Source organism: Streptomyces sp. NPDC012827 (genome assembly GCF_042900905.1).
GTDB classification, from domain to species: domain Bacteria; phylum Actinomycetota; class Actinomycetes; order Streptomycetales; family Streptomycetaceae; genus Streptomyces; species Streptomyces gulbargensis.
On record NZ_JBIBBY010000011.1, the window covers coordinates 178,164 to 193,549 of the forward strand.

Genomic DNA, 15,386 nt, shown 5'->3' on the forward strand with positions numbered 1-15,386 from the left:
GCATCCCCACCACCCTGGAGCCATGAGTCAGCACTCCGCATCCCACGCCCCGCAGACCTCCACCGCCACCCACGCCCCGGACCACGCGCACGGCCACGGGCACACCCACGCCCACGGGCCCGAGGGCGGTCAGCCGGACTGGAACGCCCTCGCGCCGCTCCTGGTGGCCGAGGCCGAGATTGCGAGCCCCGCCTACGCCGAAGCGGCCGCCTGGCTCGGCACGCTCGGCACCGTCCACGGCGTGCGCCGGGTCCTCGACGTCGGCAGCGGCCCCGGTGTCGTCACCACCCTGCTCGCCGAGGCCTTCCCCGCCGCCGAGGCCGTCGCCGTCGACGCGAGCCCCGAACTCCTGGAGCGGGCCCGCGTCCGGGCCGAGGCCCGGGGACTCGGCGCCCGCGTGAGCACCCTGCGGGCCGAGCTCCCCGAGGACCTCACCCGCCTCGGCGAGGCCGACCTGATCTGGGCGGGCAACTCCCTGCACCACCTCGGCGACCAGCGGGCGGCGCTCACCGCGTTCGCCGGGCTGCTGCGCCCCGGCGGCCTGGTCGCCCTGGTGGAAGGCGGCCTCCCGCCCCGCCACCTCCCGCGCGACCTGGGCTTCGGCCGCCCGGGCCTGGAGGCACGGCTCGACGCCCTGAACGCCGACCGGTTCGCCCGGATGCGCGCCGAGCTGCCGGGCGCCAAGGGCGAGACGGAGGACTGGCGGGCCCTCCTCAGCGCCGCCGGCCTGACGCCCGCCGGTACCCGCACCTTCCTCACCGACGCCCCGGCCCCCGTGTCCCCGGTCGTCCGCGAACTGGCGGTCACCACCTTCACCCGCCTGCGGGAAGCCCTCGGCCCCTCGCTCGACGCCGAGGACCGCGCGACCCTCGACCGCCTCCTCGACCCCGCCGACAACCGGTCCCTCCACCACCGCCCGGACGTCTTCCACCTGACCGCCCGCACCGTCCACACCGCCCGCAAGGGATAGCCGGCGCCCGGTCCGTTCCTGTCCTCCAGCCCGCGGGCCCCTGCCCCGGCGACCCGATCGGCCGACTCCCGCACGCGTGCCGGTCCGGCGTGCCCTTGGATGGTCCTCATGGATGGCTGCACACCACGGACAGCGGCGCGAATGCGGGGCGGCCGCCGGGCCGGGGCGGGGTGACCGGTGACCGCGGCACGGAATCCCCGCCAGCCACCGCCGGGAACGCCGGGCCGGCAGCGCCCAGGTCCGCGCGGTGGCGACGGCGGTGCTCGGCCTGCCGCTGTGCGGAGCGGTCCGGACGGCGCTCCTGCTGGGCGGCGGCGCGCACGGATGGATGCCCCCTGGCGGTGGGCGTGGCGGTGGTCGCACACCTCGCCGCCTCGGCGGCCGCCTCCCGGGCCCTGAGGGCGCGGCACACCGGGGCCGCTCCCGCCGCATCGGAGCGACCGACCCGACCGACCCGTAGGGAAGCCGATGTTCCATCCCGGCACGCTGGTGCTGATCATGGCGGCGGCCACGCTTGCCCCGCTCCTCGCGGACGCGGCGGCCCGCCGTGTCCGCGTCCCGCTGGTCATCTTCGAGATCGCCCTCGGCATCCTCGTCGGTCCGCACGCCCTCGGCTGGGCCCACTCCGACGAGGTCCTGAGCACGCTGTCGGAGCTCGGCCTCGCCATGCTGATCTTTCTCGCCGGGTACGAGATCGACTTCGCCTCCGTCCGCGGTCCCCTCCTGCGGCGGGCCACGTCGGCCTGGCTGATCTCCCTCGCACTCGGCATCGGACTCGCGTTCCCGCTCACGGACGGCGGCACCACGACGGCGTTCGTCATCGGCACCGCGCTGACGAGCACGGCACTCGGCACGGTCCTGCCGATCCTGCGCGACCAGGGCGAGCTGCGCGGCCGTTTCGGGACCGTGATGTCGGTGTTCGGGGCCGTCGGAGAGTTCGGGCCCATCCTCGCGATGGCGCTGCTGCTGAGCGGGCGCAGGCCGGCCGAGTCCTCGGCGCTGCTGGCAGGGTTCGCGGTCGTCGGAGCCCTGGCCGTCCGGTGGGCGCTGCGGCCCCGGCCCCCGTGGTTCTCCCGTCTGGTCGACACCACTCTGCACAGCAGCGGGCAGTTCGCGGTGCGCTTCGTGATGCTGCTGCTCGCGGGCATGCTCGGTCTCGCGCACGTGTTCGGCCTCGACATCCTCCTCGGCGCATTCGCCGCCGGGGTCCTGACGAGGCTCGTGCTGCGCGGCGCGTCGCCCCGGCACGGCGAGGAGGTCATGGGCAGGGTGGAGGCACTGGGGTTCGGCTTCCTCGTGCCTCTGTTCTACGTGGTCACCGGCATCGAGTTCGACCTGGAGGCCCTGCTGGACGGTGGGCGGGAGCTCCTCCTGCTGCCCGTGTTCCTGCTGCTCTTCCTGCTCGTACGCGGCGGGCCCGCGTACCTGCTCGCCCCCCGGGACCTGGGCCCCGGAGGCAGACCCGCGCTCGCCCTGTACGCGTCGACCTGCCTGCCGCTCGTCGCGGCCCTCACCGCCATCGGCGTCGACCAGAAGGTCCTCGCCACCGACACGGCCGCCGCGCTGGTGGGGGCGGCCATGCTCTCCGTCCTGCTGCTGCCGCTCGCGGCAACGACATGGCGGGGGCGCGGTCGCAGCCGGCCGTCGCGGTCACCGGCGGAGGCGGAGACCTGGTGACAGGGCCGCGCGGCACGGCGGCCCGCCGGCGTACGGGGGACGGACCCGCCCCCCGTACGCGTCAGGACACCGGCTCCAGCCGCCACCACTGGAAGGGGGAGTCGGTGTCCTCCCACTGCCGGATGTCGGCCCCCTCCTCCTTCGACTCGTCGGCCACCTCCAGGAGCAGCCCGCTGATGAAGCTCACCAGCGTGACCGTGCCCGGCGACTGGAGGTCCTGCTCGATGATCCACTCCTGGGCGCCGAAGTTGTTCGCCCTCCACTGCTGGATGCGGGCGCCGTTCTCCGTCGAGGCGTTGGCGACGTCGAGCCGCTTCCCGCTCGCCGCGTTCACCAGGTGGTACAGGCCCCCGCCGTTCGGGACCTGGCTGACGTGCCAGTGCTGGCCGGGCGTGCCCTTCTCGGCGCCCTGCTGCACCTTGGCGCCACCGCGCGACGACCCCTTGTACACCTCCAGGAGCAGCCCGCTGGCCACGTTCCGCACCCGGTAGAGCCCCTCCTCGACCGGCCCCGGGGAGCCGTTCACCGTACCCACTGCTTCTCCACCCCTCCTCAGGTACGAACCGGCCGCGAACCGGTGCGACCGGTGCCGGCCGCACGACAGGTGCGACCGTACGGCGCGCCGTCCCCGCGACCGGGCCCGACGCGCCCGACCCCGGGGGCGCCGTGCGCGCCCCCGGGGTCGTCCCGCTGTGCCCTGTCTCAGGCGCCGAAGTCGAACACGGCCGGGTCCGGGCCCAGGCGCCGGCCCTCGTCCAGCGCGGCGATCGCGGCCAGGTCCTCGGCGTCCAGCTCGAAGTCGAAGACGTCGATGTTCTCGCGGATGCGCGAGGGCGTCACCGACTTCGGGATCACCACGTTCCCGAGCTGGAGGTGCCAGCGCAGCACCACCTGGGCCGGTGTCCTGTCGTGCTTCCGGGCGACGGCGACGATGGCCGGCACCTCCAGGAGCCCCTGGCCCTGGCCGAGCGGCGACCACGCCTCGGTCGCGATGCCGTGCCGGGCGTGCGCCTCCCGCGCGGCCGCCTGCGACAGCTGCGGGTGGAGCTCGATCTGGTTGACGGCCGGCACGACCGAGGTCTCCGCGATCAGCCGCTCCAGATGCTCGGGAAGGAAGTTCGACACGCCGATCGACCGGGCGCGTCCGTCGGCCTGGATCTTCTCGAAGGCGCGGTACGTGTCGACGTACGCGTCCTTCGACGGCACCGGCCAGTGGATGAGGTACAGGTCGACGTAGTCGAGCCCCAGCTTCTCCAGGGAGGCGTCGAAGGCGCGCAGCGTCGAGTCGTAGCCCTGCTCGCTGTTCCACAGCTTCGTGGTCACGAAGAGTTCCTCGCGGGGGATCCCGGAGGAGGCGAGGGCACGGCCCGTGCCCCGCTCGTTCTCGTAGATCGCGGCCGTGTCGATCGACCGGTAGCCGGCCTCCAGGGCGGTGGACACGGCCGTCGCCGCCTCGTCGTCCGGCACCTGCCAGACACCGAAGCCGAGCTGCGGCATCGCCACGCCGTTGTTCAGGGTGACCGAGGGGACCTTGCTGTCCGTGCTCACGTGGATGGGATCCTTACGTCGTCGCGTTCGTACGAAGGGGTACGCCTTCGCGTACCCCCACAGCGTGAACGATCATCCCCGCCTCCGCATTCCGCACCGCCGGACCGCGCCCCGTCGCGCGGGGGACCTGATCCGGCGGCCGGACTCAGCGGTAGAGCGCCTCGACCTCCGCCGCGTAGGCCGTCTCGATCGCCCGGCGCTTCAGCTTCAGGGAGGGCGTGAGCAGGCCGTGCTCCTCGCTGAAGGGGTGTGCCAGGATCCGGAAGGTCCGGATGGACTCCGCCTGCGAGACCAGCGTGTTCGCGGCCACCACCCCACGGCGTATCTCCGTCTCCAGGGCCGGGTCGCGCACCAGCTCGGCCGGCGGCAGCGGCGGCCGGCCCTGCATGGCGAGCCAGTGCTCCACCGCCTCCTGGTCGAGCGTGACCAGGGCGGCGATGTACGGGCGGTCGTTGCCGACGACGATGCACTGGGCGATCAGCGGGTGGGCGCGCACCCGCTCCTCGAGGGCGGTGGGGGCGACGCTCTTGCCGCCCGAGGTCACCAGGATCTCCTTCTTGCGGCCCGTGATCGTCAGATAGCCGTCCTCGTCGAGCGCGCCCAGGTCACCGGTGGCGAGCCAGCCGTCGTTCAGCACGGCGGCCGTCTCCCCGGGGGCGTTGAGATAGCCGGAGAAGACCTGTCCGCCGTGCACCCACACCTCCCCGTCCGCGGCGATGTGCACCGTCGTGCCGGGGATCGGCTGCCCGACCGTGCCGTACTTGACCCGGCCCGGCGGGTTCGCGGTGGCCGCCGCCGTCGTCTCCGTCAGGCCGTACCCCTCGAAGACCGTGACCCCCGCGCCGGCGAAGAACAGTCCCGTGCGGCGGTCCATCGCCGAGCCGCCCGACATCGCGTGCCGGATCCGCCCGCCCAGCACCTCGCGGACCCTGGCGTACACCGTCCTGTCGAAGAACTGGTGCTGCACGCGCAGCGCGGCCGACGGCCCGGGGCCGAGGCCGAACGCCTTGTGCTCCAGCGCCTCGGCGTAGCGGACGGCCACCTCCACGGCCTTCTCGAAGGGGGCTCCCCTCCCCTCCCGTTCGGCCCTGCGGCGGGCCGCGTCGACGATCTTCTCGAAGACGTACGGGACGGCGAGGACGAAGCTCGGCCGGAACGCGGCCAGGTCCGGCAGCAGCTCGGCGGCGGCCATCACCGGCTGGTGGCCGAGCTTCACCCCGCCGCGTACCGCCGCCACCTCCACCATCCGGCCGAAGACGTGCGCCAGCGGGAGGAAGAGCAGGGTGGACGCCTGGTCGCCCGGCCGGGAGCGGAAGACCGGCTCCCAGCGGCCGATCAGCATGTCGGACTCGACCATGAAGTTGGCGTGGGTCAGGACGCAGCCCTTGGGCGGCCCCGTCGTGCCCGACGTGTAGACGACGGTGGCCACCGATTCGGGGGTGACCGCGCGCCGGTGGCGCTGCACCACGTCCTCGCCGATCCCGGCGCCCGCGGCGGTCAGCTCCGCGACCGCGCCCTCGCCCGCGTCCAGCTGCCACAGCCGCTGGAGCCGGGGCAGCCGGTCCACCACGGAACCGATCGTCATGGCGTGGTCCTCGTGCTCCACCACGCAGGCGGTGACCCCGGCGTCGTGCAGCATCCAGAAGACCTGCTCGGCGGAGGAGGTCGGATAGACGGGGACGGGCTGCGCGCCCAGCGTCCACAGGGCGAAGTCGAACAGCGTCCACTCGTAGCGGGTCCGGGACATGATCGCCACCCGGTCCCCGAACCGCACGCCCTGCGCGATCAGACCCTTCGCCAGCCCCAGGACCTCGTCGCGGAACCGCGCCGCCGTCACGTCCCGCCAGCGGCCGTCCGGGCCCTTGCGGGCGAGCGCCACGTGCTCGGGAGCCTCCTCGGCGCGGCGGAACACGGTGTCCGCCAGGCCGCCGGTCCGTACGGCCGCCTCGACGGGCGGCACGGTGAACTCACGCACTGACCTGCTCCTCCCTCGACGGCTCGGTGGCTGAAAGGGGCCGTTGTCGCTCTCCGTACGGCGCGGGTGACGGTACCCCACGGGCCTGCCCCGTGGGAGGGGCTTCACCAAGCCGGGACCTTGCCCGTTGCGCCAGGTCAGGCCGGGTGAGGGGACAAGTCTCGGACCGCCCGCGGAGGTTGCCGACCACCCGGTACGTCCGCCGGTGCCGAATCTCCACGGAATCCGTACCGGCCGCGCACGCCCCGGCCACCGCGCCGGCGGGGTCCGCCGGGCCGGCCCCGGGTCCCGGCGGGACGGCCGGCCGCAGCGTTCCGCCGCCGGTACCGGAGGATGGGGGACGTGACGACCCGCGACACCCCGAGCAGCACCCCGACCGCCCCCGGGCCCGAGGGCGCCCCCGGCACGGCCGGATCCGCGCGTACGGACGTGGCCGGCTCCCCGGGTGCGGCCGGATCCCCGGCCCCGTCCCGTGCCCGCCGACCGTTGCCCTCCTGGCTGCCGGTCGACGGCTACGTCCTCGCCCTGCTCGCCACCGTGGGACTCGCCGCGCTCCTGCCGGCCTCCGGCACCGCCGCCACCGTCGCCCAGGGAGCCTCCTCCGCGGCCGTCGCCTTCCTCTTCTTCCTCTACGGGGCCCGCCTCTCGACCCGGGAGGCACTCGACGGCCTGCGCCACTGGCGGCTCCACCTCACCGTCCTCGCCTGCACCTTCCTCCTCTTCCCGCTCCTCGGGCTCGCCGCCCGGGGCCTCGTCCCCGCGGTCCTCACCCCGCCGCTGTACACGGGCTTCCTCTTCCTCTGCCTGGTGCCCTCCACCATCCAGTCCTCCATCGCCTTCACCTCGATCGCCCGGGGAAACGTCCCGGCGGCGATCTGCGCCGGCTCCTTCTCGTCCCTCGCCGGCATCGTCCTCACCCCGCTGCTCGCGGCGGCGCTCCTCGGCGGCAGCACCGGCGGTCTCTCGGCCGACTCCCTGCTCACGATCGTGCTCCAGCTGCTCGCGCCGTTCGTGGCCGGGCAGCTCCTGCGCCGCTGGATCGGCGGCTTCGTCCTGCGGCACAAGAAGGTGCTGGGGCTCGTCGACCGGGGGTCGATCCTCCTCGTCGTCTACACCGCTTTCAGCCAAGGAATGGTCGCCGGCGTCTGGCGGCTCGTGACCCCGGCGCGGGTGGGGCTGCTCCTCGCCGCCGAGGCCGTCCTGCTGGCGGTCATGCTCGCCCTCACCTGGTACGGCGCGAAACGGCTGGGCTTCGGGCGGGCCGACCGCGTCGCCATCCAGTTCGCCGGGTCCAAGAAGAGCCTGGCGGCCGGGCTCCCCATGGCGAGCGTCCTCTTCGGCGCTCAGGCCTCGCTCGCCGTCCTGCCGCTGATGCTGTACCACCAGACGCAACTGATCGTCTGCGCCGTCGTGGCCCGTCGCCGCGCCCGCGACCCGGAGGCCGCGGACCACGCGGGGCCGTGATCGGGAAGCCCCGCGCTCCGGCCCCCGGCGCCCGGCGGCCCCGGAGGTGCGCCCCGGAGCCCCGGACGTCCCGTCGGCCGGATCACACCCCCGCCCACCCCCCGGTGATCATCCGGGCCGCTACGGTGCTCCCATGCCCGCACTCGATCCCGGCCGCACCGCGCTCGTCCTCGTCGACCTGATGGAGCGCCTCGTCGCGCTGCCCCTCGCCCCCCGCCCCGGTACGGAGGTGGTCTCGGCCGCCGGCCGCCTCGCCGACGCCTTCCGGACCGCCGGCGCGCCCGTAATCCACCTCCGGGCCGAGCGGCCGAACGTCGACCGCCAGCCGCCCGGCAGCGGACTGGTGGCCGAACTCGTCCGCGAGGACGAGCCCGTCGTCGTCAAGCGCACCATCGGCGGCTTCCAGGACACCGGCCTCCACGAGCTGCTCTCCGGACTCGGCACCACCACCCTCGTCCTCGGCGGCGTCGCCACCAACCTCGGCGTCGAGTCCACCGCCCGCGCGGCCTGCGACCACGGCTACGACCTCGTCTTCGCCGAGGACGCCATGTCCGCCCTCACCGCCGACGAGCACCGGGCCTCGGTCGACCTCGACTTCCCCCGCCTCGGCACGGTCGCCGCCGTCTCCGCGATCACCCTGGACGGCCCCGCGTGAGCCGCGTCCCGATACGGTACGGGGCCCGCCCCTGCTCCCTCGTCGTCTGCCGCGGCTGCTGCTGCGGAGACGCCCGCAAGAACCCCGGCACCGACCACGCCGGACAGCTGGCCCGGCTCCGCGAGGCGGCCGCGGCCTCCGGCGGCCGGCTCGCCGTCCGCACCAGTGACTGCCTCGGCCCCTGCGCCCAGGGCAACATCGTCGTGGTGCAGCCCTCCACCGAGGGCCGGCGGCGCGGCGGCCGGGCCGCGTGGGTCGGCTTCACCCTGGACGACGACTCCCTCGACGCCATCCTCGCCTGGACCGAGGCCGGCGGCCCCGGCATCGCCCCGCCCCCGCCCGCGCTCACCCTCCAGATGGTCGACCCGGCGAAGAACTGACCGTCCCGGCCGCGGCCTGCCTCCCGGGCGCACCGCTCCGGGAGGCGGCGCGGCACCGAACCGCCCCGGCGTCACAGCACGACGCGGTGCTCTCCCGCGTACACGTTCATGTCCGGGCCGCGCAGGAAGCCCACCAGCGTCATCCCCGCCTCCGCCGCCAGGTCCACGGCCAGCGACGACGGCGCCGACACCGCGGCCAGCACCGGGATCCCCGCCATGACCGCCTTCTGCGCCAGTTCGAACGAGGCCCGCCCCGACACCAGCAGCACCGCCCGCTCCAGCGGCAGGCGCCCCTCCCGCAGCGCGCGCCCCACCAGCTTGTCCACCGCGTTGTGCCGGCCCACGTCCTCCCGGACGTCGAGCAGCTCGCCGTCCTCCGAGAACAGCGCCGCCGCGTGCAGTCCGCCGGTCGAGTCGAAGACGCGCTGTGCCTCCCGCAGCCGCCCCGGCAGCGCCGACAGCAGCTCCGGCGTCAGCCGCAGCGGGGGAGCGTCCGCGATCGGGAAACGGGCCGTGGTCCGTACCGCGTCCAGGCTGGCCTTGCCGCACAGGCCGCACGAGGAGGTCGTGTAGACGTTCCGCTCCAGGGTGATCTCCGGGATCACGACCTCGGGGGCGGCCCGCACGTCCACCACGTTGTACGTGTTCCCGCCGTCGTCCCTCGCCCCGGCGCAGTACGCGACGTTCCGCACGTCGGAGGCCGCTGCCAGCACGCCCTCACTGACCAGGAAGCCCACCGCGAGGGCGAAGTCGTCACCCGGCGTACGCATGGTGATCGCGATCGGACGGCCGTTCAGCCGGATCTCCAGCGGCTCCTCGGCCACCAGCGTGTCCGGCCGGGTGTTCACCGCCCCGCCCCGGATCCGTACGACCCGCCGCCGCTCCGTGACCCGTCCCATGCACCGCACCCACTTCGCTCACGCCGACCCGACCGGCCCATTCTCCCTCCCGCCCGGCCCACCGCGCCGGAACCTTTCTTCCCGTGCGGGGCCGCCCCCACCGCAGGCCTTGTCACGGTCGGCCAAGCGATGTGAAGGAATCTTGGCGGATCACGTGCCCGGTTACCCACCGGTCGCTGGCGAGACTGGGGGGTCCTGCCGACGAACGACTCACCGAGGGGGTCCCGGTATGACGGGCACTCGCATCACCGGGCTCGGGCACTACCAGCCCGCCAAGGTGCTCACCAACCACGACCTCGAACGACTGGTCGACACCGACGACGCCTGGATCACCAGCCGCGTCGGCATCCGCACCCGGCACGTCGCCGGCCCCGAGGAGCCCGTCGACGAGCTCGCCGCCCACGCCGCGGGCAAGGCGCTCGCCCACGCCGGACTCACGCCCGCCGACATCGACCTGGTCCTCGTCGCCACCTCCACCGCCGTCGACCGCTCGCCCAACACCGCCGCCCGCGTCGCCGCCCGCCTCGGCATGACCTCCCCGGCCACCATGGACCTCAACGTCGTCTGCGCCGGCTTCACCCACGCCCTCGCCACCGCGGACCACGCCGTACGCGCCGGGGCCGCCCGCCGCGCCCTGGTCGTCGGCGCCGACAAGATGACCGAGGTCACCGACTGGACCGACCGCACCACCTGCGTCCTCGTCGGCGACGGCGCGGGGGCCGCCGTCGTCGAGGCGACCGACACCGACACCGGCGCGATCGGGCCCGTGCTGTGGGGCTCCGTCCCCGAGATGGGCCACGCCGTCCGCATCGAGGGCACCCCGCCGCGCTTCGCCCAGGAGGGCCAGACCGTCTACCGGTGGGCCACGCAGCGGCTTCCCGCCCTCGCCCGCGAGGTGTGCGCCCGCACCGGCATCGCCCCGGAGGACCTCGCCGGTGTCGTGCTGCACCAGGCCAACCTGCGCATCATCGAGCCGCTCGCCGCCAAGATCGGTGCGGTCAACGCGGTCGTGGCACGGGACGTCGTCGACTCCGGCAACACCTCCGCCGCCTCCATCCCGCTCGCCCTCGCCAAGCTCGTCGAGCGCGGCGAGCTGCCCTCCGGCTCGCCGGTCCTCCTCTTCGGCTTCGGCGGCAACCTCTCGTACGCCGGTCAGGTGGTCCGCGTCCCCTGACCTCCGGCGGACCACCCCGTTCGGCGGAGCCCGGTGGCGGCTCGCCGGGGCCCCGCCTAGCTTCGATCGCGGCGAGGGTCGCACCGGACTCCTCGGCCGCGGAACGGCTCCGCGCCCGCGACCCCCGCGTGACCCGGAGGTCCCCATGCGCGCGATACGTGTCCGTGCGGCCGCTTCCGCCACCCTGCTCGCCGCCCTGTCCCTCGGCCTCGCGGCACCGGCGGCCCTCGCCGGCGAGGGCGACGCGGCGGGCGCCGCAGTGGGAGCGGGCGCCGCCGGGGGCGATCGCGCGGTCCCGGGGCCGGCCGACACCGTGGCAGCGACACCCCCCGGAAGCCCCGGTGACAACGTGGACGCCACCGCCGGTACGGCCCCCGCGCACCCGGTCGGCCCGCTTCCGGTGGAACCCCCGGCGTCCCCGGATTCCCCGCCGTCCTCGGATTTCCCGGCACCCGTCGACCCCCTCGCTCCGGCGGACGCGTCCGAACCGGTGGACCCGGCCGATCCGGTGCCTCCGGCCCCGCTCGGTCACGGCGGGGACGGTGGCGACGGCGGGCAGCAGCACGGGATCACCTCCTTCGGCTTCTCCGTCACCCCGGCGACGGTGGCGCCCGGTGGCACCGTCACCCTCACCGCCGAGGGCTGCGAGGCGCCGTCCGTGACCGTCACCTCCGGAATCTTCGACACCGTGACGCTCACCGGGGGCCGCCCCGGCACCGCGACCGTCGACGCCGACGCGAAGGCCGGTGCGCGGTACGAGATCGCCTTCGACTGCAAGGGCGAGCGGGGCACCACCACCCTCACCCTCGCCTCCGGCTCGTCCGCGAGCCGGCCCCCCGGGGCCCACAAGGGCGTCAAGGCCGGATTCGGCGACGCCCGCTCCACCGGCCTCGGAGTCACCGAACTGGTCAGCGGCACCGTCCTCATCGCCGGCGCGCTCGCCGCCGCCGTCGTCCTGATCCGCCGGCGCGGCGCGGACGGCGGGGCCTGAGGAACGGCCCCTGGCCGACGGACGGCCCCTCCGCCCCGGTGTGACGAGGTCCGGGGCGGAGGGGCGCCACCCGCCGTCAGCGCGGGTACGAGGAGGAGGACGGGTGCGGGACACACCGGAACCGGACGGAGCCGCCGGCCTGCCCCACCGGCACGGCGCCTGGGGTCTGGTCGCCGTGGCGCTCCTCGTCGGGGTGCACCTGGTGCGCGGCGGCGCGGCGGAGCTGCGGACCGACGCCCCTCCGCAGCCCCTCGCCGCCTCGGCGCCGGACGCGGCCGGGGCCCGCGCCCCCGCCCCGTACGCCGCCGGCCCGCTGCCCGCCTCACCGCCGGTCCGGGTGCGGGTCCCGGCGCTCCGGGTCGACGCGCCGGTGACCGCCGTGGGCCTGGACGCGGAAGGCTGGATCGAGGCGCCGCCCCCGGAGGAGGAGAGGACGGCCGGCTGGTTCACCGGTGCCGTCACCCCGGGTGAGCGCGGCACCGCCGTCGTCGTCGGCCATGTCGACACCCCGCGGGGCAGGGCGGTCTTCCACGGTCTCGGCGCCCTCACCCGGGGCCGGCGCGTGGAGGTCCTCCGCCGGGACGGCCGGACCGCCGTGTTCACCGTGCACGGGGTGGAGGTGGTGCCGAAGGACGACTTCCCGGCGGCCCGGGTGTACGGCGACACCGGCGTCCCGGAACTCCGCCTGATCACCTGCGGCGGAACGTTCACCCCGGCGACCGGCTACACCGGCAACGTCGTCGTCTCCGCCCGCCTGACCGCCGTCCGCGGCGCGACGGCGACCTGACGTATTCCGGCCGGGCCATTGGCCTGGACCGCACCCCGGTTGTCAGGGTGGCTTCACGGAGCCGGCGTCGGGGGGCGTCGGGCTCCCCTCCCCCTTCCAGCGGCACGCCTCCGACGTGCGCTTCTCCCGGATTCCCGGCCTTGGCCGCCACCGTCCGCGCACGAGCCGACGCACGTGGTGGATCACGCCCGGACAATTCGCCCAGATCCCCGTCGGTGCCCCCGCCACCCCCGCTGACCACGGAAAACGCTGGTGAAAGGCGCCCCGAACCCCTGGTAGAGTTATCCATGTCGCCGCGGGGGAAACCCCGAAGGCGGCGAGACACCTAGTCCGGGTGGCGGAATGGCAGACGCGCTAGCTTGAGGTGCTAGTGCCCTTTATCGGGCGTGGGGGTTCAAGTCCCCCCTCGGACACCAGGTCAAGAGGCCGGTCGATCGCACTGATCGACCGGCCTCTCGCGTTCCCTCCGCGACGGCGGGTCCCGGGTGCGCGGTCCGATGGGCCGCCCTACGCTGAGGGGATCACGCGTCCCGTACGAGGGGCGGAGGCACGGCATGACCGACGACGACACCTCACGGTGGCCGCCCCGCCGCGGCGGACCTCCCGCCGGCCCGCCCTCGGGGCCCCTGAACGCCCCGGCTCCGCCGCCCCCGCGCCGCCGGCCGGCGCTGCTTCCCGTTCTGGCCGGGCTGCTCGCCCTCGCCGTCGCCCTGGTGGGTGTGCTCGCGGGGACCGGCGTCCTGGGCGGCCGGGATTCCGGAGGGGGGCCGCCGCCGGGCGGCACCTCCGTGTCCGCGCCGCCGCCCCGGACGACCGCCGCCGGCGCGCTCGGATTCGGCCGGACGCAGCGGCACGCGGACGGGGTGGAGGTCACCGTGTCGGCGCCCACCCGGTTCACGCCGTCCTCCGCCGCGGCCGGACACACCGCCGGCCATGTGGCGGTGACCGTGGAGATCACGGTCACCAACGGGTCGGACGCCCGGCTGGAGCTCGCGACCGTACAGGTGCGCGGCCGTGACGGCGCCGGGCGGGAGGCGTCGCGGGTCTTCGACGCCGGGCCGGACCTCGGCCTCGGACTCACCGGGACCCTGCTGCCGGGTCGCCGGGCCGTCGCCGCTCATGGCTTCGACCTGCCGCCCCGGGCCGCGGGCGTGCTCGACGTCGAGGTGACCGTGGGGTTCGACCGGGAGGCCGGCGTGTGGAGCGGCCCCGTGCCCTGACGGGCGCGCCTTTCAGTTCTTGCGCGCCACGACGAGCCGGCACCGCGGGCTGCCGTCCTCGCGCCGTCCGAGGTCCTCGACGGCGACGAGGGACACGTCGAAGCCGGCGGCCTCCAGGCGGGCCCGTACCTCGGGGAGGCGGAAGGTGCGGTAGTACATCACGAAGGGCGGGCGCCACAGCGCGTTCCGCACCCGCATCACGGCGTCGAAACCCCACAGGGCCCAGTAGAGGCCGGAACCCACGGCGGGCGGCGCACCGACCGGGAAGGCGAAGGTGCCGCCGGGGCGCAGGACGCTGTGGACCTGGCGGAAGAGCGCCTGCTGCTCGTCGGGCAGGAAGTGGCCGAAGGCGCCGAAACTGACGGCGAGGTCGAAGGCCGGGCCGAAGGGCAGGGCGAGGGCGTCGGCGCGGACGAGCGTGGCCCCGGGACGGGCGCGGCGGGCCTCGGCGAGCATCCCGGCGCTGAAGTCGACGCCCGTGACCCGGCCCGCGCAGACCGAGCGGAGCACACCGAGCCCGGCGCCCGTACCGCAGCAGACGTCGAGACCCGCGTCGAAGGGACCGAGTTCCTCCAGGGTCCGGGAGACGGCGGTCAGGAGCCGGTCGGGGGTGCGGAAGGGGGTGGCGTCGAATTTCCCGGCCAGCAGGTCGTAGCCGTCTCGACCGAGGAGAGCGCCTGGACGGCCAGTTCGCGGAGGGTGGGACCCTGCGGGGAGAACATGGGCCGAGCCTATGCGCTCCCGGCGCGGACGGGGGCCGACCAGGCGGGCGCGATGCCGGTGAGCTGGCAGACCAGCAGGTAGAGGGGGATCGGCGGGGTGTACGGGGAGTCGCCGTCGGGCCGGTGGATGAGGCGGGGGCGCCGGTCGGGGATCTCGGCGCCGGGTGCGTAACAGGCGGGCAGCGGCCAGGTCAGGTCCGCGTCCGAGCCGGCGGGGACGAGCCACCACCACCAGTCGCTGTCCGCGTAGACGCACCCCTTGGCGGGAAGCCGGGAGAGGATCTTGAAGCCGAAGCGGGCGGGGACGCCGACGGCGTCGCGGCCGAGCCCGGCGCGCAGCCCGTCGGGGACGGTCAGCCGGGTGCCGCCGAGCGGTCCGGCACCGGGGCCGTCCGGGTCGGGGGACTTGCGGGCGCGGGGCACGAGGAGGGACCTCAGCACGGTTCCCCCATGCCGTGGGCGAGCTCCGCCCAGACGGTCTGGGCGGTGCCGTGCCCGGTGCGCTCGGCGCCCCACGAGGTGGCGAGCGCGTCGACGATGAGCAGGCCGCGGCCGCGTTCCTCCGCACCGCAGTCGCGTATGCGCGGGCCCGCCGGGCCGCCCTCGTCCCGTACGGCTATCCGCAGGGTCTCCTCGCCCTCGCGCAGTTCACAGACGACACGGCCGCTGGCGGTGTGGACGACGGCGTTGGTGACGAGTTCGGAGACGATGAGGGCGACCGTGTCGCGTATGTCGGGGCCGCAGCCCCACAGGATCAGGCGCTCCTCGGCGAGCCGGCGGGCGCGGGCCACCGAGGCGGTGCGGGCGGGCAGTTCGAAGGCGAAGCGGCGGTCGGCGTCGGTGCGTGGCTGCGGGCGCGGGGCCATGACACGAGGGCTCATGAGACCTGAGGGCTGCGCGTTACCAGAAGCCACGACCGGTTCC

At 75.1% G+C, this 15,386-nt stretch carries 15 protein-coding genes, 1 tRNA gene and 1 pseudogene; 10 read left to right on the forward strand and 7 right to left on the reverse strand.

What is annotated here, in order from left to right; translation table 11 throughout:
• The first annotated feature begins 22 nt into the window (after positions 1-22).
• Both ACFY60_RS24115 and ACFY60_RS24120 read left to right on the forward strand, forming a co-directional pair.
• The gene (locus ACFY60_RS24115; RefSeq protein WP_388614801.1) at positions 23-970 is read left to right on the forward strand and encodes a class I SAM-dependent methyltransferase; all 948 of its coding nucleotides are present in this window, start codon (positions 23-25) and stop codon (positions 968-970) included.
• 468 nt (positions 971-1,438) lie between these two features.
• Positions 1,439-2,647: a cation:proton antiporter gene (locus ACFY60_RS24120; RefSeq protein WP_388614799.1), complete on the forward strand. Its 1,209-nt coding sequence runs from the start codon at positions 1,439-1,441 to the stop codon at positions 2,645-2,647.
• A 61-nt stretch (positions 2,648-2,708) separates the two neighbouring features.
• Here ACFY60_RS24120 and ACFY60_RS24125 read toward each other — a convergent pair whose 3' ends face one another.
• The 3 genes from ACFY60_RS24125 to ACFY60_RS24135 all read right to left on the reverse strand — a co-directional run bounded on the left by ACFY60_RS24125 (position 2,709) and on the right by ACFY60_RS24135 (position 6,170).
• On the reverse strand, positions 2,709-3,173 hold the full coding sequence (locus tag ACFY60_RS24125) for an RICIN domain-containing protein (RefSeq protein ID WP_388615208.1): 465 nt from the start codon (positions 3,171-3,173) through the stop codon (positions 2,709-2,711).
• Positions 3,174-3,349: 176 nt separating this feature from the next.
• Positions 3,350-4,144 carry an aldo/keto reductase gene (locus tag ACFY60_RS24130; RefSeq protein WP_388615206.1) on the reverse strand — a complete coding sequence of 265 codons (795 nt, stop codon included), beginning with the start codon at positions 4,142-4,144 and terminating at the stop codon, positions 3,350-3,352.
• A 196-nt stretch (positions 4,145-4,340) separates the two neighbouring features.
• A complete protein-coding gene (locus ACFY60_RS24135; protein ID WP_388614798.1) occupies positions 4,341-6,170 on the reverse strand; it encodes an AMP-dependent synthetase/ligase in 1,830 nt (609 codons plus the stop codon).
• Positions 6,171-6,599: 429 nt separating this feature from the next.
• On the opposite strand from ACFY60_RS24135, the gene ACFY60_RS24140 reads away from it, so the two are divergent.
• The 3 genes from ACFY60_RS24140 to ACFY60_RS24150 all read left to right on the forward strand — a co-directional run bounded on the left by ACFY60_RS24140 (position 6,600) and on the right by ACFY60_RS24150 (position 8,669).
• A complete protein-coding gene (locus ACFY60_RS24140) occupies positions 6,600-7,634 on the forward strand; it encodes a bile acid:sodium symporter family protein (protein ID WP_388615203.1) in 1,035 nt (344 codons plus the stop codon).
• A gap of 133 nt (positions 7,635-7,767) precedes the next feature.
• Positions 7,768-8,289 (forward strand): isochorismatase family protein, encoded by a 522-nt coding sequence (locus tag ACFY60_RS24145; protein ID WP_388614795.1) that lies wholly within the window; start codon positions 7,768-7,770, stop codon positions 8,287-8,289.
• Positions 8,286-8,669, forward strand: coding sequence for a (2Fe-2S) ferredoxin domain-containing protein (locus ACFY60_RS24150; RefSeq protein ID WP_388614793.1), 384 nt, complete (start codon positions 8,286-8,288; stop codon positions 8,667-8,669). Before ACFY60_RS24145 ends, ACFY60_RS24150 begins: the two co-directional genes overlap by 4 nt.
• A 71-nt stretch (positions 8,670-8,740) precedes the next feature.
• Here ACFY60_RS24150 and fdhD read toward each other — a convergent pair whose 3' ends face one another.
• Entirely contained in the window at positions 8,741-9,568 is an 828-nt protein-coding gene (gene fdhD / locus ACFY60_RS24155; protein ID WP_388614790.1) for a formate dehydrogenase accessory sulfurtransferase FdhD, read from the reverse strand.
• Between the two features lie 229 nt (positions 9,569-9,797).
• Between fdhD and ACFY60_RS24160 the strand changes: the two genes are divergently transcribed.
• From ACFY60_RS24160 to ACFY60_RS24180, 5 genes are all read left to right on the forward strand, one after another.
• Positions 9,798-10,742: a beta-ketoacyl-ACP synthase III gene (locus ACFY60_RS24160; RefSeq protein WP_388614787.1), complete on the forward strand. Its 945-nt coding sequence runs from the start codon at positions 9,798-9,800 to the stop codon at positions 10,740-10,742.
• Between the two features lie 145 nt (positions 10,743-10,887).
• Positions 10,888-11,733 (forward strand): hypothetical protein, encoded by an 846-nt coding sequence (locus ACFY60_RS24165; RefSeq protein WP_388614784.1) that lies wholly within the window; start codon positions 10,888-10,890, stop codon positions 11,731-11,733.
• 103 nt (positions 11,734-11,836) lie between these two features.
• A complete protein-coding gene (locus ACFY60_RS24170; protein ID WP_388614781.1) occupies positions 11,837-12,520 on the forward strand; it encodes a class F sortase in 684 nt (227 codons plus the stop codon).
• Positions 12,521-12,848: 328 nt separating this feature from the next.
• A tRNA-Leu gene (locus tag ACFY60_RS24175) sits at positions 12,849-12,936 on the forward strand.
• A 138-nt stretch (positions 12,937-13,074) separates the two neighbouring features.
• Positions 13,075-13,740 carry a hypothetical protein gene (locus ACFY60_RS24180; RefSeq protein ID WP_388614779.1) on the forward strand — a complete coding sequence of 222 codons (666 nt, stop codon included), beginning with the start codon at positions 13,075-13,077 and terminating at the stop codon, positions 13,738-13,740.
• 12 nt (positions 13,741-13,752) lie between these two features.
• On the opposite strand, the pseudogene ACFY60_RS24185 reads toward ACFY60_RS24180, so the two are convergent.
• The 3 genes and pseudogenes from ACFY60_RS24185 to ACFY60_RS24195 all read right to left on the reverse strand — a co-directional run bounded on the left by ACFY60_RS24185 (position 13,753) and on the right by ACFY60_RS24195 (position 15,328).
• Positions 13,753-14,462 (reverse strand): annotated as a pseudogene (locus ACFY60_RS24185) (class I SAM-dependent methyltransferase).
• Between the two features lie 9 nt (positions 14,463-14,471).
• The gene (locus ACFY60_RS24190; protein ID WP_388614778.1) at positions 14,472-14,903 is read right to left on the reverse strand and encodes a hypothetical protein; all 432 of its coding nucleotides are present in this window, start codon (positions 14,901-14,903) and stop codon (positions 14,472-14,474) included.
• A complete protein-coding gene (locus ACFY60_RS24195; RefSeq protein WP_388615200.1) occupies positions 14,897-15,328 on the reverse strand; it encodes an ATP-binding protein in 432 nt (143 codons plus the stop codon). Before ACFY60_RS24195 ends, ACFY60_RS24190 begins: the two co-directional genes overlap by 7 nt.
• Positions 15,329-15,386: the final 58 nt, after the last annotated feature.